Origin of the sequence: Clostridium perfringens (assembly GCF_016027375.1) — a bacterium.
GTDB lineage: Bacteria > Bacillota > Clostridia > Clostridiales > Clostridiaceae > Sarcina > Sarcina perfringens.
Window position 1 is genome coordinate 64,710 of record NZ_CP065681.1, and the last position, 24,411, is coordinate 89,120.

Here is a 24,411-nt window from a genome sequence, read left to right on the forward strand (position 1 = left end):
TAATATGAGGTAGCTTTTAATCAATTATCTATTTGCCCTTCTTTTTTGTGTTGATATTTAAAATTTCTAATAGTCTAACAATAATTTAATTATATTAGATTAAATTTTATCTTAAACCAAATCTTAGCTATTATTCTAAACAATTTAAGAATAAGGTATATACTTAAAAATCATCCATATATTTAAATTTACATTTTGCTTTGATTCTTTAAAATCCACAAAAAAACTTTTACATAAATATTATATTAATTTCTTTAATAATAAGAAATATCTTATTTATACTTATTAATGTATTAATTTTACATATATTATTGTTTTTGTAATATAATAATCTTTTTTTACCATTTGTTAATCCTTTATTTAAAAGTTAACTTAAAATTTTCAATTTTTTTGTGGATATTACTAAGGGTTTTAAGGTATAATTTGTTGAAATTACTATAAAACTCTCGAAAAATATATTAAAGATAGGTGATTAAATGAACAAACTTAAAATTGTATCTTTGTTTATGAGTAGCTTTTTAATGATTAGTGCTTTTTCAGCACCATTAATAACTAAAGCAAATCCCGAAGTTAATAAATTACAAGAGGAGAAAAAACAAATTACAGAAGAAAAAGAAATTAAAAAGGGAAAGCTCGATGAAATTAAAGATAGCATTGACGCTAAACAAGCTGAGCTTAATTCAGCTCAAGCAAAGGTTACTGAATATGAAGAGAAGATAAAAACTTTAAATAATGAAATTTCTTCAACTGATTCAGAAATAAGTAAAGTAGAAAAATCAATTGAAGAAAATACTACTGAAATTGAAAAAGCTAAAAAAGAACAAGAGTTAAAGAAAGAAATATTAGGTGAAAGACTTAGAAACGTATATAAATCTAACTTAAACGATAAGTTTTTATATATGATTCTTGAGTCTAAAAACTTTGGAGAATTATTCTCTAATATAGCAAACATAAGAACTCTTGTTAAAACAGATAATAAGCTTATTGAAGAGATTGAAGCTTTAAAAAATGAACTTGAAGTTAGACAAACTGAACTTGAAACTTCTAAATCTACATTAGCTAGCAAAAAAGCCGAACTTCTTGATAAAGAAAAAAGTCTTAATGAAGTTAAGGCTGAACATGAAAATACATTAAATACTTATAAATCTCAATTAAACGAATTAGAGGAATTAGAAGCTGAAAAGAATGCTGAACTTAAAGAATTAGCAGATAGGGAAGATGAAATTGAAAAGGAAATTCAATCATATTTTACTAAAACTCCAAGCACAGCATCTCCAACTAGTAATTCATCAAGTGGATTTATAAGACCAGTTGCTTCTTCTACCATAACTAGTTCATATGGTCCAAGAGTTCACCCTGTAACTGGTCAGTATAAAGTTCATACAGGTGTAGACTTTGCAGCTTCAACAGGAACTCCATTTGTAGCTGCTAAAGATGGGGTTGTAACCGCTGCTGAATATCATCCTGCTTACGGAAATATGGTTATAATAGATCACGGTGGTGGATTCAGTACTCTATATGCTCACGCATCTCAATTAAAAGTTTCTGTAGGTCAAAAAGTAAAACAAGGACAAGTAGTTTCTTTAGTTGGTTCTACAGGATATAGTACAGGCCCTCATGCTCATTTTGAAATAAGAATTAATGGACAACATGTAAATCCAATGGATTATATTTAATAGAAAAGATAGTCATTTGACTATCTTTTTTTATTTACATAATTATTAATTAAATTTCTATAAGAATAATTTTACATATCAATTATTGATTATTAAAAGATATATATTATTAATTAAATACTTGATTTTAATAGAAACATAAAATATAATGAAAGCGTTAACACATTGATAACTATTTTAATACTTTGTACATTTTTATGTAACAAACGAAAGGATGAGATTATGAGAAACTCAAAAATTACAGCAATTGTATTATCAGCAATAATAGGTATTGGTGTTGGAACTGGAGGTACTTTAGTTTATGAAAACAACCAAGAAGCAAAACAAATCTCTAAGTTAGAACAAACAACAAAGGCTAATGCAGTTGAAGAGATTGTTAAAGGAAATGTTTTAGCAACTTTATGGCAACAAAATTCTGGAGAAGTAAAGGCTTTAAGATATGAAGCATACAACTCTGGAAAGAGATATGTTGATGAATTGGTGAAAGAACCTACTGCTAAACCCTATGCAGTTACCTTAGATATTGATGAAACAATAATAGATAATTCACCTCATGCAGGGTATGAAATAAAGCATAATGAATTATTCTCAAAGGAAAACTTTGGTGAGTGGGTACAAATGGCTGATGCAGCTGCAATAGATGGAGCTAAAGACTTTACTGATTATGCTAAAAGTAAAGGATTTGAAGTTTTCTACGTTTCAAATAGAAGTGAAGAAAAGGAACTTGATGCAACTATAAAAAACATGCAAAAATTAGGTTTTGTAAATTCAGATAAGGATCATATACTTTTAAAAACAGATACAAGTAGTAAAGATGCTAGATGGGATAAGATAAAAGAGAATTATAATCTTGCAATTTATTGTGGAGATAACTTAGGTGACTTCCCTGATGGATATGATAATAAGTCTAATGAACAAAGAAGAGAAATAGTAGATAAAGAAGCTCAATTCTTTGGAACAAAATACATAGTGCTTCCAAATCCAACTTATGGTGATTTTGAAAATGCCGTTTATGGATATGACTTCAAAAAATCTCCAGAACAAAAACTTGAAGATAGATTAAATAGTATAAAATCATTTAAATAAACTTTAATTAATTTAAAGAAGTTTAATTATACATATTATGAATAAAAAATCTATATTACTAACTGTAATATAGATTTTTTTATTATAATATATGTTAACCAAATCCAAGTCTTAAGTCCCTTAAAATTAATTGTAATAATCATAATTCAATTGTTTTTCATAATTTAGAGTTAATAATATTTATATGCTTTATAACTTTTGAAATTAGATATTATTTTTTCTTGATTTATAATATTCTTTTAGTCTTTCTCTTTGCTCTTTAACTATAATTTCATCAATTATATTGCTAAGTTGAAGAACCTCTTGAGTACATCCATATTTCTGATATAAACCTGCTAATAAATCTTTTAACTCATTTGTAAACATCTTATCATACTCTCCCTTTTTAATCTTTAATATCATCTCCTATTAAAACATCATATTTCTTACCTATAAAATTTTAATTACTTAGATAATTTATTAAAATCATTTATATTTAAAGAGAAACCATAATTTAAGATAATAAATCATCCTTTAACTATATTCTAAAATTATTTAACTAATTAGTAAATAATTTTAGAATTACAAAATTCGACCATGGATATTTATTAATTTATTATGAGTTTTTATACTATTTATCCTTTTTTAACCATAACTTATTAATAAAATATTAAATTGCTCTTTTATCTTTTTAATTATATTTCATATTTTACCAATAAAAACTATTTTTTGTCATAAAAAAAATTCTTTATTTTAAAAAGCCACTTATTTTTTGTAAAAAAATTACACTTTTAGTTTGAAATTTTAAAACATTTCCTTTACAATATTAAAATCTATATAAAATTAGTATAAACTTTTAAAAAAATAAATTTTTATATAATTATTCTTATACTAAAATACTATTATAAATTAATAAAAGGCCTATACCAAATTAATTTGGTATAAGCCTTTCTTGCTTAATTTAATCTAACTTAAATATTAATCATTAAAAATTTTGTTTTTCCAAGAATTTATTGTCTTTCTAGCCTGTCCAATAGTTAAATCTAACTCATCAAATACAAATCCATCCTTCTCTTTTAAAATCTCCATAAGATGTCCGATTCTAGGTAATCTTAAGTTAACTTTTCTTATAACTTCTTTTTCAGCGAATACCTCTTTAGGATTTCCTTGTAATATTACTCTTCCTTCTTTCATAACAAAAACATTATCACAATATAAAGGAACAATATCTATATCGTGAGTTGCTATTATTATTGTTATGCCAAGCTCCTTTTGCATTTCTACTAATAGCTTCATTATCTCTGAAACGCCTATTGGATCTAAACCTGCCGTTGGTTCATCTAGTATTAAAACCTTTGGCTCCATAACTAGTACCCCTGCAATGGCTACCCTTTTCTTTTGACCAAAGCTTAAACAATGAGTTGGCTTATTTTTCAAGTGTTCTATACCAGTTCTTTTTAATGCATTATCTACTCTTTTTCTTATTTCATCTTCTGGTAGTTTCATATTAACAGCACCAAAGGAAACATCTTGGTAAACACTTGCTGAGAAAAGTTGATTATCAGGATCCTGAAAAACAATCCCTATAGATTCTCTAAGTTTCATTATTCCTTTTCTTGAATAATCTATAGGTTTATTGTCAAAAAGTATTCTTCCTGAAGAAGGCTTTAATATACCATTAAAGTTTTGAAACAAAGTTGATTTTCCAACACCATTTCCACCTAATATAGCCGTAACCTCTCCTCTTTTTATATTCATATTTATACCTTTTAGAGCATGAGTTCCATCTGAATAATTATAATTAAGCTCTTCTACTTTTAATATATAGTCTTCCATAAAATCCTCCTACTCTACTTAATAAATATAGCTATTCCTATAAAAATAAGATTAATTATTATAGTTATAATGTAAATGTAATTTCTTTTTTGAACCTGTTCTTCTAGAACTTTAAGTTCTCCATTATATCCTCTGGCTTCTAATGCAGTATATAAATCATTAGCTCTCTTAAATGAACGTATAAATAGTGTTGATGCAAGAGCACCTAAGGATTTATATGATGTTTTTATATCTCTATATCCAAGTCTTGAATTTTGCGATATAAACATCATTTCTGAAGTTTCTAAAATTATAAATATAAATCTGTACACTAAGCTTATTAACTCAATTAAAAAACTTGGTACTTTAAGCTTAGCTAAAACTGATATTACATCTATCATTGGAGTGGTTAAGGATATAAAATATAAGCAACTTAAAGATCCCATTACCTTAAGGAACATATTAAGTCCTTGAATAATTCCACTTTTTGAAACTCCAATCCATCCATTAAAAAGTTTAAACGATACTAAAAATGTATCCTGTTTTAATGAATAACTAACAACAATTGTTAGGATACCAATTATTAAAAAAGCTATTGGTACCATCATTAACTTTATAAAAACTCTTATTTTTGTTCTTCCTACTTTTGTTATTAAAAAAGTCATAATACTTATTATAAGCATAGAAACAATAAAATTATTTGCCCAAAGACAAACGCACAAAGTAATTAAGGCAAAAAACATCTTTTCCGATGGATTAATATTTTTTAACTTAGATGCATAAGCATATTTATCTATGTTTATCATTTACTTCGTCGTTCACTTTCTTTTTGCCTTTTAGATATCCTAATCCAAAGCCAATTACCCCTGCACCTATTGCAGCTTGAAGAGCAAATAATAAACTTTCTATTTCTCCACTAGCTGGTTCAAATAATGGTGAGAACCATGGTTCATAGTTTTCATCAATTTGTGTTATTGCTTCTTCTGCTTGATCATCAGATCCACCAAACTCTCCATTTTTAGCTACAAAGAAAGGTATTATTGTAATAAATACAACTAATAATAGTAATATCACATTAGTTAACACTCTTTTATTTTTCATTATTTTACCCCCTTTGAAAAAATGTTAAGTTCCATTAAATCTTCTTTTGCATAATTTTCTATTGTATTAAAGATTATGACTGTTAATATTCCTTCACTTATAGCTAGAGGAACTTGAGTAACAGCAAATATACCCATGAATTTCATAACTGATGCCATAACTCCTCCAACCTCTGCTGGGAAGGCTAGTCCTAATTGAACTGAAGTAACCATGTAAGTTGCTAAATCTCCAAGAGCAGATGCTAAAAATACACCTAACCATGTTGGTCCATTAAGTTTTTTTACTAATTTATAAAGTCCGTATGATACTAAAGGCCCAACTACAGCCATTGAAAAAGTATTAGCTCCAAGAGTAGTAAGACCACCATGAGCTAAAAGTAATGCTTGGAATAAAAGTACGATAAGTCCTAAAACTGATGCTGCTGTAGGTCCAAATAATATTGCCGCAAGACCAACCCCTGTAGGATGTGAGCAACTACCTGTAACTGATGGAAGCTTTAATGCTGAAAGAACAAAAGCATAAGCTCCTGCCATAGCTAACAAAATCTTTAGTCTTGGATTATTTCCAACCTTGTTTTTAATAGAGAATAATCCTAATACTATAAATGGTATAGTTATAACTCCCCATGCTATACACCATTTAGGTTGTAAAAATCCTTCCATGATATGCATAGCTGAAACACTTCTTGGTATTAATAAGAACATTAATAAAAATCCTATAAATACTTGATTCTTTTTTGACATAATAATTCTACTCCTTAAATTATATTTTTATTTTGTATTCCCATTTATCATCTTTTTATTTTAAGATAAAATTTGATTTAACTATTTCTGCATCAAATAAAACAATATGTACTAAAAATATTTCCCTTTATAACACTTAATCTAAATATGAATAACTTTAATTTCTAGTTAAATCAGAACTTTAGTCTTAGAAATAAAAAACCCCTAGACATTGCGTCTAGAGGTTATAAAAATTCTAAAAAAATATAACTTACCAAAGCACAACACCTCCTATTTCCCGTAGGATCTTGATGTTTTAAAAATAGGCAGGTCTTCTGGCTTAAGTATCATCACTTTTTGTGGCCTTCCCAAAATATTATATTCCAGTGGCTTAAAGTACAAAAAGCTCCTCTATTACAGCGGCGGGACCGCGTGGGATTTAAACCCAACTTCCCTTTTAATATATAGTTACAAATGTAACTATTTAACCTATTTCTAAATATTTAATTTTACAATACTTTAACATTATATAGCATATGCATTGCATTTACAATTAAACTCTATAGATTTCTTTAGAAAATATGCTATATATAAGGCTTTCGGTAATTTTTAAACATATAATTCCTGTTCATATATTATTATAAAATATTAATTATTAAGAAACTTATCTGTTTATCATATAAATTTAATGAACTTATCTTAAATTAATCTGACTCTAATAATATTTTAAAAAAATTTTTATTAAGTTATGTTTTAAATTAAAAGGAATCATATTAGATACAAATAATCATTTTAAAATACTACTCTTTAAAATTCTTAGTATTTTAAATTTGATTTTAAGCATCTTTATGATTCCTAAAAAATTATAAATCTAATTTATCCTTATTGAATTATCTTAATTTAGTATTCTATGATTTATAAAGCTTATCTCATATTCATCAATAGAGCCATCTTTATTTAAATCAAGAGAAGTGTTAGTAGTACTTCCAATGTTTTTAGATACCATTGCTAAGTCTCCTATATCAATCTTTCCATTGCCATTAAAGTCTCCTGTACTTTCTTCTATTAATAAAGAGTTAAATCTTGCTATTGCACCCTCTAAAGATTCCTTAGATGAATTTATTTCTTCTTCAGTAGAATCTTCCTTGTTAAATACTTCTTCAGCCTTATTAATTTCAACTGCTAATCCATCCTTAGCGCCTTTATGGTATTCACCAACATTAAATCCTTCTACAGATTCCTCTAGTAAAGATTTACCTTGATTTATTAATTCACCTAAATTTGTTTTATCAACCTCTGGTGTTTCCTTTACTAAAGCTTTTATTGAAGCATCTAAATCAATTACTATTTGATTTATTTGATCTTGAGTGTAATCAGCTTTATTTTTGTTAGCTTCATTAGCAACTTCTAACACTTCACTAAATAAAGCCCATGACTCAGCTGTATATTCTTCTTCAACTAAAGAGTTTCCTAAAGTTAAAACTTTATTGAAATCTTCAAAGTCAGTTGCCCTTAAAGCTAATCTTTCTTCTGCCTTATTTAGATTTTCTAAAGCCTTATCTATTTTCTTTTGAGATGAATTAGAATCATCTAAAATACTCTTAGCTTCATTTAATGCTTCTTTTAAAGTTTCAAAGCTACTTAAAGTGTATTCATCTCCACTTAAATTTATAAGCTCATCATATTTTGCCTTTAAAGAATCATTTACTGGGAATTCAAACTCTTGGTTTAAAGTTATTATTTCATAAATATTTGGTGCAACATCTGTCCATTCAATTTTTATCTCATATATATTATTGTAATCACGATTAATAAATTCATTTAAACTATTGCTTAATGTTCCTAATTGAACCCATTGATCAGTTACATTTTCACTGCCATCACCAACTCTAGCCATAACCTTAGCATTTGAAATTGAACTTCCACTTTGAACTATTGTAACCTTTCTAACATCTGTTTTTTCTGATAAACGATAAGTTATACTTCCTTCAGAAATCTCACCATTATTAGTATTAGGCTTATATGAAGTTGTTAAATTTCCATCTCTTAAATTACTTGGAGCAAAGCCTCTTTCCTCAATTGGATTTGAAATATAAGTTGGATCATTAACTGTAGGGATATATTCTCCATTGTTTATCATAAGTTCATTTATAACTGTCCAACGATGTCTATATGGTGCAGTAAATAGTATTCTTACATATCTAGCCTTTTGATTTAAATTATCTCCTTCAACATAAGCACTATCTATTGGAACTATTCCACCTGATTGGTTTCCATGTTTATATCCATTTTTTAATGGTGTAGAGAACATATCATCTACTCCATTTTCTACTCCATCTCCAATTGTAATAGCGTCTGTCCAAGTTTCTCCATCTAAAGATAATTGAATTTTACCATCTCTTACATGGTCAACTTCAGTATCTAATACAACATATTTTAAATTATCCACAAGAATTTCTTGTCCTAAATCATAGACTATAGTATCACCTGTACTAGGTGCACCTAAGAATTTAACTCTTGTTTTTAAATCTCCATCTACAGCTTTTTTAGCTCCATCATCTCCAACATAAGCATCTACTAATGATGGTTTATAAACTTCATTTGAATTAACTTCAAACTTAGTTAAATTAAAATTAACAGCTTCATTACTTGTATTAATTAGCCTTACGTATCTGCCATCTTCTAATGTATTTTTATCTGTTATCTCAGTCCACTCAACACCATTCATAGAGCTTTGAAGTTTTAAGCCTGTGTCATTTGAAATTTCAAGATTAATATTACTTAAATCTTTAATACGATTTAATTTAACCCCAATATATTCTCCATGATTTAAGCTTAAGTCATCTATAGGTATCAACTTAGTTACATCTTCTTTAGCTAAAGATAATAAATCTAATTCTGTATTTGTATATACATTCTCTTTATTTCCCGCACTTTCTAATTCATCACTAACTATTGCAAATTCTGAGAAAGTAAGCCACTTATTGATATTTTCCATATTAGTAAGTCTTATATATTTAGCTGAAATAGGCGTTTCAAAGGATTCTTCTATAACATCTTTTCCTGCTGGAGCACCTGTTTTATCATATTCTTTTATAGTTGTCCAACTTTCATTATCTAATGAATATTCTAGTTTGAACTTATTCCATTTATCAGAGCTTCCTCCTCCATTTTTACCTATTACAAATCTAATTCCATCAAGTTTTATTTCTTTTCCTAAATCTAAACCTATAAATTCTCCTGCTAAAGATGTATCCCCATTAAGAGTTTTATACCATACACCAGTATTATCATCTCCATCTAAAAGATTAGCTTCATTTCCTTCATAAACTTGCCAAGATTCACTTCTTATTAAACTTGGATTAAACTCTACACCTGAGTTTGAATCCTCTTTCTTATTTACATTAATATCTCTAACCCCGAGCCAAGTATTCTCTCTTGCCTCTGTAGCTATTAAACGAACTCCTCTAACCTTTAAATCTAAATTTTCTACTTTTATAGCTCCAGGCATTGTATATTCAACACCCTCTTCTAAATCAATCCATTCTCTTCCGTCAACTGTATATTGAATCTTAGCCTTTTGCATTGTATCGTTAGGATTTGAATTTGCTCCCATTAAGAATTCAACATTATTTAAAGTTATAGGATTACTATATTTAACTCCTACATAAGTTCCAACATCTATTCTATTTGGATTTTTATAAACTAATTCAGTACTAGCATTATTATCAAAAATATTGTCAGGATTTCCTGTTGGGGCATCTTGTCTATTACTTATATAAGTTGCTATTATTCTATTTGGATCAACAATAGAGCCTATAACAACTGATAAGTTTTGACCCATACTCTTTATAAATGGAACGATATGTTGAACTCCAACCTCTGCATACTCAGTATGGTCTACATAATGGAAACCATAAGTTTTTGATTTTTCAAAGGCACTTTGTGCTTCTGAATAATTAGCCCAAGCAGCTTCATCGTCTCCTTCTTCTATTGCAATTGCTGATTTTAAATATCCAATAGCAGCATCCATAGTATCTTCCCAGCAATTTAACCAATAAATTATTTGATCTCTTGTTCTCTCATTTCCTGGATTATTTTTATAATACTCCGCAGCCTTTTGAAGGTTTGTAAATTCTTCTATTAATTCTAAAGCATCTTCTTTAATACTTGCCCCACTATCGTACTTTTGCTTAAAGGCCTCTAATTTTGGTGCTAATTCAACAGACTCTTGTAGAGGTCTAACCCTTCCGTCCATATTTTGATTTATCATATGCTTGCTTATTTCTCTTAAAGCAAGTGAAGAATTTGTTTCCTCAGCAGTTCCATGATCCATATACTTAAATGAATCATTCCAGTTTTCATCGGCTTCTTCTTTATTGTCCCATATATTCCAAGCATAATCTGCTATAGCGAATAAAGCTGACTTATTAGCTTCTGCTTGTTGCATTGGGTTTAAAACTATACCATCTATCTTACTTGGATCAACTCCTGGATGTAAGAATGTATCATTTCCTCCCATTATTAAATGTTGTTTAGAGTTATCTGAACAAGGCCAGTTAATCCAGAAGAATGGAGCTCTTCCTGGGTGACCCTCAGTAGAAATATTATTCATGAAATTATTTGCAAAATTTTCATCTACTTCTCCCCAAATTCTACCTCCAGTCATAACTATACTTACATTATCTTCAGCTTTATTTAACTCTTTTAATTGTGCAGAACTTCCATTTCCATAGTAATCTGATGGACAGAACATTAAATCGGTTTTTAAATCTGGATAAGTTGATTGTTGTTCTTCTAACCATCTTGTTAAATCTGTAAGAAGCTTAACATACATACTAGCACCTTGAGCCGGTGCTGAAGCATCATCAGCTAAAATAGCAAACTGTCTAACATCATTCTCTAAAAGTTGAGTAAACTTTGCCTTTATTACTCCTAAATCATTTTGATAATTTTCTTCAGTATCAAACCTAACTGGATTATTCATAAATGGATGTAAGGCATATACATATCTATTTTTAGTCTCATTCCCCATCTGAGCTAACTTCTTAATTTCAGATAATTTTTCTTCTGGATATAAATCTCTCCACTTGCTATTATGATAAGGATCATCTTTAGGTGCGAATACATATTGATTTAGTTTGTAATCCCCACCAAATTTCATAAGTTCTGCCCTATCTTCATTAGACCAAGGATTCCCATAATATCCTTCTATAAATCCCCTATGAGCAACTTCTGCATAGTCATCAGCTCTGAAATTCTTAATTTCATTTCCCTCTTCTAACTGATTAAATACATGTTTTAAAGTAGTAACTCCATAGAAAGCACTATCTGTATCCTCCGCAATTACTCCAATTACTCCATCCTTAACACTTACTATATTGGCATCCATTTTTTCATCAAAAAAACTCTCATCATGAGGAATATTTTTATTGAAATAATTATCAACAACTCCTCCTGATTCATTAATACCTACTAAAAAATTTGTCTTTCCTGGCACTATTTCATTTGAGACAGTGGCTTCTAAATTACTAGCTTCTAAAACTTCATCAACCCGCTTTTTAGTGTAAGTATCAATTCCATCATCATATACAATATTTATTTCATCACTTATTTGAAATTCTCCGCCACTATAACTTATTTCTTGTGGCTTTGGATATATTTCATAAAAGTTTTCTGTAATACCATCTGTTGCAAAAACAACTAAATTTGATGGTAAAACACTAATTGTCATAGCTGCCAATACTGTAGATGTAATAATCTTTCTAATGTTCTTATTCATAAACCTTCCCCCATAAAGTCATTTTCATATTATAACTAAATTGTAATTGTTTCCCAACAAATAGTACATGTATTTTATTTACTTCTTATGTTAATAAACCAATTTTTTAATAAAAGTAATTAGTATCTTTATTTTTTCTTTAGAAAGATTTTAGGTAAATTTAATGTCTTTGTAACTCACATGTCATCCACTTAAACTATTTAATTGTTAAAATTTTGTGTATAATCATATTATAGGAAAGATTACAACAGGGGGGATTAAATTGAAAAAAGGAAATGTACGTACTTTAGATGGAATCATTTACTCCTTATTTATTTTTATGACTATAGTTACACTCTTCATAATATATAGGGATATTCCAAGCAATGCAGTTCTTAATTTTGTTACAGCTTACGCCATATTTGCAATACTTATTCCTTTATACATATTAGTAAGAGTCCTATTTACAGTTAAACATTTTACTTTTGAAGAGGTAAAAAAAGAAGGAGTTAAATTCTTAATGTTTTTTATAGGAATCATGATGCTTAATTTAGTTGGTGATTTTTTATTACCATTACCAGACTTAAAATTAAGTAAAATGTTACCTTCCTCATTAGGCTTTGCTTTTGGAATAACTTGTTTTGATATAGTTTTATCTAAAAGAACAAAGTAAAATAGGTCACAGCTTTATTACTGTGACCTATTTTTTATTAAATTAACTTTAATTAATATAAAACTAAACTTTTTATTTAACTTTAAATAAAAAACCTTGTATCTCTTATAAACTATAGATATTACTAATATACTAGCTCTCTTACAAACTTATTTTAAGTTCTTAATTATTTAATAAGATACAATTTTAATCATTAAGAATTGCACTAGTAGTCTTGATTTTCTTTTCAACAGCTTCACTAAACATTTCTTTAATTACCTCTGTATATAATAAATCTAATAAAAATATTTGTGGTATTTTTGATGATATTGATCCTGTCTCAAAGATTGTCTCAGCTGATGTATATGTCAATTCATAATCAGATAACTTTCTTAATGGATTATCACTATCTTCTGTTAAAGTTATTATCTTTGTACCATTTTCTTTAGCTTGTTTTACAGTTTTTATTACTTCTTTAGTAGTACCTGAGTTTGAAATAGCAACTATTACATCATCATCATTTGTTATAGATGACATAATAACCATCGTATGGCTATCAGTTACTGGTACTGTTGTAAATCCAATTCTCATGAATTTATAGTTTATATCTGTGGCAGCTATTCCTGAATAACCTATACCTATGAAATAAACTCTCTTAGCATTCATTATTAAATCTCTGCATTTGCACATTAAATCTAAATCAATCTGCTTAACTGTTTGCTCTAATATATTAATAGATGATTTTAACATCTTATTTGCAGTTTCTGTTACACTCTCATCCCTATGAACATGCAAGTTTATAATACTTGTATTTTTTTTGTTTGAAATCTCTTTTGCTAAAGTAACTTTAAAGTCTTGGAATCCATTAAACCCCAACTTCTTAGTAAACCTTGTTATGGTAGCTTCTCCTACTCCTGATTCCTTAGCTATTATAGATATTGATTTGTATATAATATTGTCTAAATCTGACTTTATATATTCAATTAATGTCTTTTCTGACTTAGTTGCTTTAAATTTTGGATTTTCTAATTGTTCTAATATTCCCATAAAGTACCTCTTACTGTTTTAATATTTTGACTCAATTCTATGGTTATATTAAATACTTATAAATAATTTAAAACACTCTAAAACTAAGTCAAATATAATATTTTAAGTATATCATTCTTGTCATATAAGCTCCATAATTTATATAAATTATATTATTGTCCTTTATTTCAAGTAAAATTACAAAAGATAACTACTTATTAAAATTCTCTTTAAAGTTATAATAAGCGCCCTTCATTCCTGCAGTATTTTTAAGCTTTGCAAAGGCTATTTTAGTGTTATTATAAACTGATTCTATTAAGTATTTTCTTAAGCTATTTTCTATTAAAGGTCTAAACACCTCTTCTCTAGCCATTATTCCTCCACCTAAAACTACCACTTCAGGATTTATTAAATAAACAATATTTGAAATTCCTAAAGCTAGATTATCAGCTAATTTTTCAACTTCCTCCTTGCATATTAAATCACCATTTTCATAGTTATCTAATACATATCTTCCATCTATACTACTAGGTTCAACGCCTTTTCTAAGTGCTACATTTTTAACTAAAGCACTTGCTGATGCAATATCTTGAATATTCTCTCCATTAACCATCATATATCCAATTTCTCCAGCTGAATTGCTAAAACCATGTAGTACTTTACCATCTATTATTAAAGCTCCTCCAATACCTGTTCCTATAGTCAAACAAGCCATTGAATGAGTTCCTTTACCAGCACCCCCAAAGAATTCTCCTAAAGCTGCACAGTTTACGTCATTTTCAACGAAACAAGGCAAATTAAACTCTTCTTCTAATATTTTCTTAACTTCAACACCAGTATAATTAGGTATTGTTGGACCAGCATAAACTATTTTACCTTCTTTAGGACATACCATTCCTGCTGTTGATACACATATTCCACTTATGTCATTATTAATCTTAATCTCATGAATTATATCTTTAACTTTATCTATTATACTAAGTCCACCTTTATACGCTTCAGTGTCTCTATCATTAGTCTCTAATAATGTTCCATCTTCATTTATAACTCCGTATTTTATACTAGTTCCGCCTATATCTATAACTGCAAATAAACCCATACATATCACCTCTAATAAAATTATTATTCTCTAAGTCTATTATAAACAATAAAGGTTGCATCAAAAATAACTTAAAATAAAAATTACAAACCTAAATAATTCTAGCTCCTCGGTTTATTACTTTAAGCTTTGATACAACCTCATAAAATAAAATACTATAAAATTACTTTATAAATAGCTTTCTTTACATCTGAAGGCTCATTATCAGCCTTTAAACAAGTCATGTGTATATCTTCTGGATAACAGATAAGGAAATCTCCTTCTTCTAAAACAACTGTAGAATTTTCTTTGCCATCAAAAGATAAGAAATCATCTTTTTCAACAAACTCTTTAAACTCTAAATTTTCTTTAAAGTTAAGATCTATTCTTTCTCTTCCACTAAAAACCACATGAACATCTATATATTTTTTATGACCTTCCCAAAAACGATCTTCCTTATTTTTTGTAGTGTAATTAACTCTATTAAAGAACAACTCTTCGCCTTTTATTTCATGAGTACCTGGTTCAAACTCTATTACATTATTATTTTTTGCATGTAGTAAAGCTTCCTTAACAAGTTTTGGTAGATAATCATAACTTTCTAAGTTTATTAAATTGCCGAATATCATTTCATTCACCTCTAAAACATTCAATTTTAAAGTAGTGCTGATCTTCAGATAATTTTAAATCTATCTAAAAATCAACACTTACTCTAATTAAACATTATTTTTTATTTATATTAACTATTAGCTATTTCACTTTCATTGTAGTAAACTGTTGCTTCATTTAAAGTTTTCTTATCAACTAATTGAGATTGAGTCATTAGTGAAACTATCATTCCAACTATAACTGAAACACCTATTGATATGATTGAGTATGACCAGATACTTACATCGAATCCGCCATATTTACATACTACAACAGCTATTGCTGATGCTATAAATCCAGCATATGCACCTGCTTTTGTAGCTTTTTTGAAGAATATTCCTAATACGAAGATTCCTGCTAAAACTCCAAGAACAAGTCCCATAAATCCGTTAAACCATTCGTAAGCTGAGTTTACTCCACCATTTGCAAGGATTACTGCCATAATTATTGAAGCTATACCAACACCTAATGATATATATTGAGCAACTTTTGTTTGCTTTTCCATTGACATATCTTTTGTTATAAAGTTTTGGATATCTAAAGTCCAGCTTGTTGCAACTGAGTTTAATCCAGTTGAAAGTGTTGATTGAGCTGCTGCATATATAGCTGCTAAAACTATACCTGTTATACCAACTGGTAATTGGAATGCTATATATGATGCAAAAATTTGGTCTTGTTGAGCAGTTTGTAATAACTGTGGATTTTGATTATAGAAAACATATAAAGCTGTTCCTATTAAATAGAATACAGTTGCTACAAATAATGATAATACTAAGTTACCATAAGTCATTTTCTTTAATTGTTTTATATCTGTAGTAGTAGTAAACCTTTGCACTATATCCTGACTTGAGATATATGATGAGAAAGTATTTAATCCTCCCCCAACTATTAATAGGAATACACTTGTTTTAAATATATTTGCATTGAATATTGGCTCTTGTGAAGATAGGAATTTTCCTCCTTCAGTTAATTCATGCATAATAGCTCCAAATCCACCATTGATTGTTGAAATTAAGAATATTAATGAAAAAACGATACCTGCTATAAGTACACAACCTTGAATGAAGTCTGTCCATAAAACTGACTTTAATCCACCTGTGTATGAGTAAATTATTGCTATTACGCCCATTGCTACTATAAGTAAATAAACATTTATTCCTGTAAGATTTGCTAATACCATTGATGGTAAATACATTATGATTGCCATACGTCCTATTTGATAAATAATGAACATTATAGCTCCAAGAATTCTAAGCCCTTTATCTTTATATCTTATTTCTAGATATTCGTAAGCTGTATCTATATCTAGTCTACTATAAACTGGTAAGAAATATCTTATTGTAAGAGGTACTGCTACAAACATACCAAGTTGAGCAAACCACATTATCCAAGTTCCCTTATAAGAGTTACCAGCTAGTGATAAGAATGAAATTGGACTTAATAAAGTTGCAAATATAGAAACTGAAGTAACCCACCAAGGGATAGTTCCGTCACCTCTGAAGAACTCTTTACCTTTCATTTCCTTCTTAGAGAACTTTAACCCTGCGTAAAGAACAGCTCCTAAGTAAACAACTAGTACAACTAAATCAAACTTCGTAAACCCTTGCATACCAATTCTCCCCTCTTTAATTTTTTATGTAGGCTAACTTTTTTAAGTTAGCCTACTATTTCATTTCTCTTAAAAACTCACTATACTTTAAAACTTTTAATTCTTAGAAATATTTTTTATTAATTTCCTTAGCTTTTGCAATCATTTCTTCAGTAGCTTCTTTCATAGGTTGTCTACAATATCCTGCATCAACACCTTGCTCTTGAAGAATTAATTTTATTGTTTGGTAAAGACCATTATTTAAGATATCAGTTATTAAATCATTAGTTACATGTTGAACTTCTAAAGCAGTTTCAATGTCACCTTTTTGAGCAGCTTCAAAGATTTGTCTTGCTCTAACACCGTTTACGTTGAATGTTGATCCTATAGCTCCATCAACACCAAGTACTGTAGCTGGTAACATCATTTCATCGAATCCAGCAAATATTAATTTATCTGGGAATGCTTTTCTCATACGTTCTAATAAGTAGAAGTCTGCTGCTGTGAATTTAACACCGATAATCTTATCGTTTTCAAAAAGTTCAGCAAATTGCTCTATTGACATATTTACTCCTGTTAAGAAAGGAATTGAGTAAATTATAAGTTTATTGTCAACAGAATTTATTATTGTTTCATAGTAATGTTTTATTTCATTAAAATCGAATTTATAGTAGAATGGTGTAACTGCTGAGATTGCATCATATCCTAAATCTGTAGTAAATTTAGCTAACTCTACAGCTTCTTTTAAATTAACTGATCCTACTTGAGCTATTAATTTAACTTGTCCTTTTGCTTCGTCCATAGCAATTTCAAATATTCTTTTCTTTTCATCAGTTGAAAGCATGAAGTTTTCTCCAGTACTTCCGCCTACATAAAGCCCGTCTATTTTACATACATCAATATTGTGTCTGATTATTTCTCTTAAACCTTTCTCATTGATGTTTCCATCCTTGTCAAATGAAACTAATAATGCTGAATAAATACCTTTCATTGTTTTTCTCCTCCCAAAATCCTTTAAATATTTGATTTATTTTAAAATATCAGTAAATCTCTTAGTTATTTGTTGTGGTCTTGTTATAGCCCCTCCAACCACTGCTGAATATGCACCTAAATCAAGTGCTTTCTTTAGTTCTTCTGGAGTGTTTATTCTTCCCTCACAAATAACTGGAATTTTTACCGTTTTTACTAACTCTTCTAAAAGTTCAAAGTCAACACTGTTGCTTTGCTTAGAATATGGTGTATATCCTGAAAGTGTTGTAGATACACAATCAAATCCTAATTTTTCTGCTTCAATACCTTCTTCTAAAGTTGATATATCAGCCATTGCTAATCTTCCTTTTGCGTGAATAGCATCAACTAAATCCTTTACATTTTCACCATTAGGTCTTTTTCTCTTTGTAGCATCTAATGCTATCATTTCACAATCTGTTTTTAAAAGCTCGTCCACTTCCTTCATAGTTGGAGTTATATAAATTTCTGAATCATCGTAATTTCTTTTTATTATTCCAATGATAGGAAGTTTAGTAACTTCTTTTATTTCATTAATATCATTAACGCCTTGTGCTCTTATGGCCGCTGCTCCACCTTGCTTAGCTGCTATAGCCATCCTTCCCATAATAAAAGAACTATGCAAAGGTTCATCTGATAAAGCTTGGCAAGAAACTATTAAATTTCCTTTTACCACGTCTAACATTTTATCACCTTTTTCTGAAAATTATTTTCTTTATGTTTTTATTGTAATCCTTTTCCCACAGAATTTCAATACTTTTTGAAAATATTTTTCTATTTTATGGTTCTTAGTTTTTCCAAATATGCCTACAACCTATGTTTCAAGCCATTTTTATTCATATTTTTTTCACTTTTATTCCTATAATTTTTGTTTTTGAAAATTTATTTCATAAAAAAAGAGCATGTATCAAAATATTTTTTATTAATATATATTGATACAGCTCATTTTAATTTAGAAAATTATATACTTTATTCTACCCATTGAATTACTTCACTTTTTGGAAGTCTTGATTTCTTTCTGTTAGGATCTTCTTTCCTATATCCAAAGGCTATTAAATATGTTAATTCATATTTTTCTTTATCTAAAATCCCTTTTTTAGCTAATATTTCTTCTACCTTTTCTTTATCAAATCCCTCAATAGCACATGAATCTATTTCTCTCATAGCAGCTGCTGTCATCATATTCCCTAATGCTATATAAGTTTGTCTTTTTGACCATTCAAGTAATTTTTCATTTGTTTCATCAGCTTCTAACTTTCCAACTTGGAAGTTTTTTAATACATCTTTTATTCCTTCAAAAAACTCTTCTGAAACACCTTTTGTATTAATCCAAAGGTTTCTAATATAATCTGAATCATATTTAACTTCACTTCCTGCCTTTGTTAAAGCAATTACAATATGACTTGTTGTTGAAGCTTGTCTTTGAAATCCCCAAGATACTTCTGAAATTTCTTTAATTAATTCTTTATTTTCTACAATAAGAAACTTCCAAGGCTCTAGTCCAAATGAACTTGGAGATAATCTAGCTGTTTCTGCAATCATCTCCATATCCTCTTTAGGTATTATTTCTCCTGTAAATTCCTTTGTAGCAAATCTAAAATTAAAAATATCTATAATATCTTTTCTATCCAATTTCATTATTATATCCTCCTATTCATGTTGATTTATTATTTTTATGTAATATTATTATTTTCTAATTATTAAGATATTATTATTTTATTTATTATACCATAATTCTTATCTATTTACTCAGGTATATAATTAAAAATACAATATCTAAATCATAGTGTATTTCTATTTAAATCTCTTTAAATTTCAATTGTAATTTTATTGAAAAAGAACTAAAATATAATAAGTATCATTGGTTAATCGTATTCAAATGAAAAATATTTTGCTTTTAATCAATATACTAAGGGGAATTATTGAGAACTTTTTAGGAGGTGATTTTTTGATAAAAGTTGAAAATTTAACTAAGGAATTTAAGATTCGTAAAAAAGAAAGTGGACTTAAAGGAGCCTTTAAATCGCTTTTTTCTAGTGATTTTGATTCAAAAACAGCAGTATCAAATATTTCCTTTGAAATTAAAAGTGGAGAAATCGTAGGTTATATAGGCTCTAATGGTGCTGGTAAATCCACAACCATTAAAATGATGACAGGAATACTAACCCCATCCTCTGGTCAGGTGTTAGTAAATGGACGAGTTCCCTATAAGGAAAGAGAAAAAAATGCTAAAGATATTGGTGTTGTTTTTGGTCAAAGGACTCAACTTTGGTGGGACTTAGCTCTATCTGAGACCTTTACAATATTAAAAGACATTTACTCTATTCCAGATGAAGTATATGAAAAAAACATGAACTTCTTAAATAAGGTTTTAGATTTAGAAGAATTCATGACAAGACCTGTTAGAACTCTTTCTCTTGGACAAAGGATGAGAGGAGATTTAGCTGCCTCTTTGATACATAATCCTAAAATACTATATCTAGACGAGCCTACCATTGGACTTGATGTAGTTGTAAAAGAAAAAGTAAGGACAGCCATAAAAGAAATAAATAAAGAATTTGGAACAACTGTCATACTAACTACTCACGATTTAAGTGATATTGAGGAATTATGTAAAAGAATAATTATCATAGACAAAGGTACTAAGATATATGATGGAAGCTTAGATGACATTAAGAAAAAATATGGTTATATGACAACCTTAGAAATTCAAAGTAAGAAAGATTTTAAAACCTTACTAAACATTAAGGAAATTTTAAAATCTGAAAGTAATATACCTATTGAAACCTTCTCTAGTGATGATTTAAGTGAACATATTGAATCTGGAAAGCTTATTATAACCTTTAATAAAAACAAAATAACATCTTCTAAAATTATTTCAAAGGTTATTGAAAGAGTTGATGTTTTAGATTTCTTATTAAAAGAAAGTAGCATTGAAGATATTATTAAGAAAATCTATAGAAATGAGGTGTAGCTATGGATTTCTTTAAAACAATACGAGTTTATAGTTCCTTTGCTAAGGGTACTTTTAAAGCTCTTTCATCTTATAAAGCCAATCTACTTATGGGGCTAATAGGACAATTAATTATGATAAGTGTTACTTATTTTCTTTGGATAGCTATTTACAGTAGCTCTCAAGAAGGAATTATGAATGGATTTACCCTAAAGGAAATGCTTACTTATGTTATGATTACACTTTTAATCGGAATCGTTACCAGTAATGATATAAGCCAAGAGATATCCTTTGAGGTTAGAGATGGATCAATTTCTACAAACCTGATTAAACCTATAAATTATAGACTTAGAATAATCTTTATAGGCATAGGAAACTTTATATTTTTCTTTTTAACACTATTTTTGCCTGGCGCAATTTTAATTAGCACCTACGCAATATTAAATGGAATAAATATTAACTTAGCTTCAATATTAATATTTTCAATTAGTATTATTTTAGGATGTTTAATCAATATTTATTACTCTTATATTTTTGGACTACTATCTTTTAAGTTTTATAACATATGGGGAATAAGTCAAATTGCTAGAGCTATTATAATGCTTGTTTCAGGGGCAATGATCCCCCTTACATTCTTCCCTGAAATAGTTCAAAAGTTATTTAACTTTTTACCTTTTAGTTCAATTATATATACTCCAGCTATGATTTATCTTAACAAATTAAGTTACGCTCAAATAGCTAAATCCCTTGGATTACAACTTATATGGGTAGTAATTCTTATGGTATTATCTAAAATTATGTGGAATAAAGTAATTGATAAATTAACTATTCAAGGAGGTTAGAATTATGAAAAGATACGCTAGAATATATGTGCAATTTTTGAAGCAATACCTAAAGACATTACTTGAATATAAAGAGGATTTCATATATGGTATTTTAGGATTTTTTCTAGTTCAAGCTACCTCTATAATTTTTATTTCTCTTATATTTAATAATGTACCCACCCTTTCTGGATGGAGTTTTTACGAAATAATCTTTATATATGGATTTTCTCAAATTCCAAGGGGAATTGATCACATATTTACTGATTATTTATGGATTTTTTCTGGTAGAAGCATAGTTCGTGGAGAGTTTGATAGATATTTATTAAGACCTTTAAACCCACTATTTCAAGTAATAGCTGAAAGATTTCAACCTGATGGTTTTGGAGAACTTGTAGTTGGATTTATTCTTGTGGTTTATTCTGCAATAAAGCTTAGTGTAAATATTACTCCCCTTTGGATTATAGGCTTTATAATTGCTATTATGGGAGGAACCTTAATCTATACAGGAGTTAAGCTTGCTACAGCCTCCATAGCCTTTTGGACTAAGACAAGCTTTAGACATGTTCAAATGGCCTATGGATTAAGTGATTTCTCTAAGTATCCTATAAGTATTTACCCTGGTGCTATAAAATTTTTATTAACCTTTATAATTCCCTTTGCTTTTACAGGATACTACCCTGGAACATATCTCCTTGGCAAGGAAAGCTTCTTCATGGGAGTTATACTAACTTTAATAGTAGGTATTTTATCAATAATTGTATCATACAGAATATGGCTTAAAGGGGTTTCATCTTACGAAAGTTCTGGAAACTAAAGATACTAAGCTATAGTTTAATATATAGATCTATAACTCTTATAAATAGACTATGAAATAAAGTAAATATACTAAGCTCTATTGTGATTATACACTATTTCATGCAGTTAATAACATAGTGCAAAACTTAAAAATAAACTTTAAGATTTTAAAATATAATTTATGTATCATACTTAAATATAAAAAAGTAGCATAAGCTACTATATAAATTAGTTATTTCTCATATGATGTTTAAATAAACATAAAAGTAACTTTCAATAAAATTATCTTTTAGTATTCATATAATAAAAAGAGGCTTACCTTATAGCACATAACATGCTTTAAGGTAAGTCTCCTTTTTATCTCCATCCTAATTAAAGTTAAATCTATATTAAAAGCAAACTTAATTCATACTTTTACTATTATCATTTAAAAATTCAGTTACACTTTTAAAGGTTTCTCTAGCTTCTTTAACTGAAAATTTAAATTGATATTCATGCCAAAGTCCTTTATTTTCAAAAAATCTTGAAACAACCTTTACTCCTAAAGCTCTTAAAGAAGATGCTAACTCTTTTCCTTGATCTACAAAGGGGTCAATATCTCCCACAGTTATAAAGGTACTTGGATAATTAGGAGTTATATATTTAATAGTAGCTAGTTCATCTATTCTTTCATAATTTTCAAAATTGCTCTCTCCAGTTAATGCTTCCATATAAGTTTTTATACCTGGAAATTTAGTTGCCCTTAGAGAATCCATATTATATAATCCACAAAATAATATTACTCCCCTTAAAAACTTATTTGTTATACTTGGTTTTAAATTCATTTTATTAGATAGTTCCTCATTACTTATAATTGCAGCTAACTGACTAGCCATCTGAGCTCCAGCGGAATCTCCTCCAATAAAAATATTCTCCCTATCTCCATTAAACTTTTCTGCATTTTCAAAGACATATTTTAAAGCTTCATTACATTGAAGTATTTGACTTGGATATTTATACTTTGGAGCTAAGGCATAATCTATGTTAAATACGACAAAGCCTTTATTAGCCAAGGTCATCATATAATTCTTAACAGTCTCCTTACTATTAGCTATATATCCCCCACCATGTATCCACATTAATATTGGCGCCTTTTTATTAAGATTCTTAGGATAATATACATCTAACTTATTTCCCTCTAAAATTGATGATTCATAAGCTATATCTTTCTCTATTACTAGGTTACTAACTATCTTATCAAAGTTCTTCGGCTTTGGAAAAACTCCCAATTGAAAGACTGCTTTATAAATTTTACATGCTAAATTGCATTTAGCTATCTTTTCCACAATGGCTGATAATAAATCTATAGTTCCTACATATAATTTCTTAAACCACATGTTAATCACCTTCTTAAGTCTCTTTTCCCTTATAATATATTTTGCTTACTATATAAAATACATATTTATTGTATTACATAATTAATTAATTTAAAATTTACCTTTTTACTCTTTTATCATCTTAAAGGCAAAATAGCTTTTATTTCTTTAGTAAAAAACTTAAAACATTTCAACTTAATTATAAAAAACTATATGTAACATAAATAATAATAAATAACTTTAGATTATAAATAGTAATTACTTAAATAATTAATTTTTTACTTATAGAAGATTCTAACATTTTTAAAAGGCTATATCAAAACAATTTAGTAGTTTTAATATAG

At 28.2% G+C, this 24,411-nt stretch carries 20 protein-coding genes and 1 riboswitch; of the genes, 6 read left to right on the forward strand and 14 right to left on the reverse strand.

The window, feature by feature from the left end; all coding sequences use genetic code 11:
• Window positions 1-476: 476 nt before the first annotated feature.
• Both I6G60_RS00565 and I6G60_RS00570 read left to right on the forward strand, forming a co-directional pair.
• Window positions 477-1,676, forward strand: coding sequence for a murein hydrolase activator EnvC family protein (locus tag I6G60_RS00565; RefSeq protein ID WP_042262022.1), 1,200 nt, complete (start codon window positions 477-479; stop codon window positions 1,674-1,676).
• Window positions 1,677-1,898: 222 nt separating this feature from the next.
• Window positions 1,899-2,762, forward strand: a complete 864-nt coding sequence (locus I6G60_RS00570) for a 5'-nucleotidase, lipoprotein e(P4) family (protein ID WP_003457483.1) — start codon at window positions 1,899-1,901, stop codon at window positions 2,760-2,762.
• A gap of 204 nt (window positions 2,763-2,966) precedes the next feature.
• Here the strand turns inward: I6G60_RS00570 and I6G60_RS00575 are convergent, their stop codons facing one another.
• The 6 genes from I6G60_RS00575 to nagH all read right to left on the reverse strand — a co-directional run bounded on the left by I6G60_RS00575 (window position 2,967) and on the right by nagH (window position 12,161).
• Complete coding sequence (locus I6G60_RS00575; protein WP_003457595.1) at window positions 2,967-3,164, reverse strand: hypothetical protein; 198 nt, start codon at window positions 3,162-3,164, stop codon at window positions 2,967-2,969.
• Between the two features lie 555 nt (window positions 3,165-3,719).
• A complete protein-coding gene (locus I6G60_RS00580) occupies window positions 3,720-4,577 on the reverse strand; it encodes an ATP-binding cassette domain-containing protein (protein ID WP_057258258.1) in 858 nt (285 codons plus the stop codon).
• Window positions 4,578-4,591: 14 nt separating this feature from the next.
• A complete protein-coding gene (gene cbiQ, locus I6G60_RS00585; RefSeq protein ID WP_096071742.1) occupies window positions 4,592-5,362 on the reverse strand; it encodes a cobalt ECF transporter T component CbiQ in 771 nt (256 codons plus the stop codon).
• Window positions 5,346-5,657 (reverse strand): energy-coupling factor ABC transporter substrate-binding protein, encoded by a 312-nt coding sequence (locus tag I6G60_RS00590; protein ID WP_003452599.1) that lies wholly within the window; start codon window positions 5,655-5,657, stop codon window positions 5,346-5,348. The genes cbiQ and I6G60_RS00590 overlap by 17 nt, the downstream gene beginning before the upstream one ends.
• Window positions 5,657-6,400 carry an energy-coupling factor ABC transporter permease gene (locus tag I6G60_RS00595; protein ID WP_003457455.1) on the reverse strand — a complete coding sequence of 248 codons (744 nt, stop codon included), beginning with the start codon at window positions 6,398-6,400 and terminating at the stop codon, window positions 5,657-5,659. The genes I6G60_RS00590 and I6G60_RS00595 overlap by 1 nt, the downstream gene beginning before the upstream one ends.
• A gap of 287 nt (window positions 6,401-6,687) precedes the next feature.
• Window positions 6,688-6,887, reverse strand: a riboswitch (cobalamin riboswitch).
• Window positions 6,888-7,274: 387 nt separating this feature from the next.
• The gene (gene nagH, locus I6G60_RS00600) at window positions 7,275-12,161 is read right to left on the reverse strand and encodes a hyaluronoglucosaminidase (protein WP_110035108.1); all 4,887 of its coding nucleotides are present in this window, start codon (window positions 12,159-12,161) and stop codon (window positions 7,275-7,277) included.
• Window positions 12,162-12,423: 262 nt separating this feature from the next.
• Here nagH and I6G60_RS00605 point away from each other — a divergent pair, with 262 nt between their 5' ends.
• Entirely contained in the window at window positions 12,424-12,813 is a 390-nt protein-coding gene (locus tag I6G60_RS00605; RefSeq protein WP_003479965.1) for a hypothetical protein, read from the forward strand.
• A 186-nt stretch (window positions 12,814-12,999) separates the two neighbouring features.
• Here the strand turns inward: I6G60_RS00605 and I6G60_RS00610 are convergent, their stop codons facing one another.
• From I6G60_RS00610 to I6G60_RS00640, 7 genes are all read right to left on the reverse strand, one after another.
• Window positions 13,000-13,839 (reverse strand): MurR/RpiR family transcriptional regulator, encoded by an 840-nt coding sequence (locus I6G60_RS00610; RefSeq protein ID WP_003457572.1) that lies wholly within the window; start codon window positions 13,837-13,839, stop codon window positions 13,000-13,002.
• 190 nt (window positions 13,840-14,029) lie between these two features.
• On the reverse strand, window positions 14,030-14,917 hold the full coding sequence (locus tag I6G60_RS00615; RefSeq protein WP_003457583.1) for an ROK family protein: 888 nt from the start codon (window positions 14,915-14,917) through the stop codon (window positions 14,030-14,032).
• Window positions 14,918-15,072: 155 nt separating this feature from the next.
• A complete protein-coding gene (locus I6G60_RS00620; protein ID WP_003457506.1) occupies window positions 15,073-15,525 on the reverse strand; it encodes a YhcH/YjgK/YiaL family protein in 453 nt (150 codons plus the stop codon).
• 110 nt (window positions 15,526-15,635) lie between these two features.
• On the reverse strand, window positions 15,636-17,153 hold the full coding sequence (locus I6G60_RS00625) for a sodium:solute symporter (RefSeq protein ID WP_003457485.1): 1,518 nt from the start codon (window positions 17,151-17,153) through the stop codon (window positions 15,636-15,638).
• Between the two features lie 103 nt (window positions 17,154-17,256).
• Complete coding sequence (locus I6G60_RS00630; RefSeq protein WP_003457546.1) at window positions 17,257-18,123, reverse strand: N-acetylneuraminate lyase; 867 nt, start codon at window positions 18,121-18,123, stop codon at window positions 17,257-17,259.
• Between the two features lie 36 nt (window positions 18,124-18,159).
• Window positions 18,160-18,825, reverse strand: coding sequence for an N-acetylmannosamine-6-phosphate 2-epimerase (locus tag I6G60_RS00635; protein WP_003452659.1), 666 nt, complete (start codon window positions 18,823-18,825; stop codon window positions 18,160-18,162).
• A 284-nt stretch (window positions 18,826-19,109) separates the two neighbouring features.
• Window positions 19,110-19,778 (reverse strand): NAD(P)H-dependent oxidoreductase, encoded by a 669-nt coding sequence (locus I6G60_RS00640; RefSeq protein ID WP_003457494.1) that lies wholly within the window; start codon window positions 19,776-19,778, stop codon window positions 19,110-19,112.
• 310 nt (window positions 19,779-20,088) lie between these two features.
• Here I6G60_RS00640 and I6G60_RS00645 point away from each other — a divergent pair, with 310 nt between their 5' ends.
• The 3 genes from I6G60_RS00645 to I6G60_RS00655 are packed head-to-tail and all read left to right on the forward strand — an operon-like array spanning window position 20,089 to window position 22,731.
• Window positions 20,089-21,114, forward strand: a complete 1,026-nt coding sequence (locus I6G60_RS00645) for an ABC transporter ATP-binding protein (RefSeq protein WP_003457575.1) — start codon at window positions 20,089-20,091, stop codon at window positions 21,112-21,114.
• A 2-nt stretch (window positions 21,115-21,116) separates the two neighbouring features.
• Window positions 21,117-21,935 (forward strand): ABC transporter permease, encoded by an 819-nt coding sequence (locus I6G60_RS00650; protein WP_003457462.1) that lies wholly within the window; start codon window positions 21,117-21,119, stop codon window positions 21,933-21,935.
• 4 nt (window positions 21,936-21,939) lie between these two features.
• Window positions 21,940-22,731, forward strand: coding sequence for an ABC transporter permease (locus I6G60_RS00655; RefSeq protein ID WP_096071744.1), 792 nt, complete (start codon window positions 21,940-21,942; stop codon window positions 22,729-22,731).
• Window positions 22,732-23,113: 382 nt separating this feature from the next.
• On the opposite strand, the gene I6G60_RS00660 is transcribed toward I6G60_RS00655, so the two are convergent.
• Window positions 23,114-24,088: an alpha/beta hydrolase gene (locus I6G60_RS00660; RefSeq protein WP_003452620.1), complete on the reverse strand. Its 975-nt coding sequence runs from the start codon at window positions 24,086-24,088 to the stop codon at window positions 23,114-23,116.
• Window positions 24,089-24,411 lie beyond the last annotated feature (323 nt).

Coding starts and splice junctions, on each gene's coding strand:
- I6G60_RS00630 (WP_003457546.1), bottom strand. CDS start 18,123: ATGAAAGGTATTTATTCAGCATTATTAGTTTCATTTGACAAGGATGGA.
- I6G60_RS00570 (WP_003457483.1), top strand. CDS start 1,899: ATGAGAAACTCAAAAATTACAGCAATTGTATTATCAGCAATAATAGGT.
- nagH (WP_110035108.1), bottom strand. CDS start 12,161: ATGAATAAGAACATTAGAAAGATTATTACATCTACAGTATTGGCAGCT.
- I6G60_RS00660 (WP_003452620.1), bottom strand. CDS start 24,088: ATGTGGTTTAAGAAATTATATGTAGGAACTATAGATTTATTATCAGCC.
- I6G60_RS00620 (WP_003457506.1), bottom strand. CDS start 15,525: ATGATATTCGGCAATTTAATAAACTTAGAAAGTTATGATTATCTACCA.
- I6G60_RS00590 (WP_003452599.1), bottom strand. CDS start 5,657: ATGAAAAATAAAAGAGTGTTAACTAATGTGATATTACTATTATTAGTT.
- I6G60_RS00580 (WP_057258258.1), bottom strand. CDS start 4,577: ATGGAAGACTATATATTAAAAGTAGAAGAGCTTAATTATAATTATTCA.
- I6G60_RS00655 (WP_096071744.1), top strand. CDS start 21,940: ATGAAAAGATACGCTAGAATATATGTGCAATTTTTGAAGCAATACCTA.
- I6G60_RS00635 (WP_003452659.1), bottom strand. CDS start 18,825: ATGTTAGACGTGGTAAAAGGAAATTTAATAGTTTCTTGCCAAGCTTTA.
- I6G60_RS00565 (WP_042262022.1), top strand. CDS start 477: ATGAACAAACTTAAAATTGTATCTTTGTTTATGAGTAGCTTTTTAATG.
- I6G60_RS00615 (WP_003457583.1), bottom strand. CDS start 14,917: ATGGGTTTATTTGCAGTTATAGATATAGGCGGAACTAGTATAAAATAC.
- I6G60_RS00625 (WP_003457485.1), bottom strand. CDS start 17,153: ATGCAAGGGTTTACGAAGTTTGATTTAGTTGTACTAGTTGTTTACTTA.
- I6G60_RS00640 (WP_003457494.1), bottom strand. CDS start 19,778: ATGAAATTGGATAGAAAAGATATTATAGATATTTTTAATTTTAGATTT.
- I6G60_RS00595 (WP_003457455.1), bottom strand. CDS start 6,400: ATGTCAAAAAAGAATCAAGTATTTATAGGATTTTTATTAATGTTCTTA.
- I6G60_RS00575 (WP_003457595.1), bottom strand. CDS start 3,164: ATGATATTAAAGATTAAAAAGGGAGAGTATGATAAGATGTTTACAAAT.
- cbiQ (WP_096071742.1), bottom strand. CDS start 5,362: ATGATAAACATAGATAAATATGCTTATGCATCTAAGTTAAAAAATATT.
- I6G60_RS00650 (WP_003457462.1), top strand. CDS start 21,117: ATGGATTTCTTTAAAACAATACGAGTTTATAGTTCCTTTGCTAAGGGT.
- I6G60_RS00610 (WP_003457572.1), bottom strand. CDS start 13,839: ATGGGAATATTAGAACAATTAGAAAATCCAAAATTTAAAGCAACTAAG.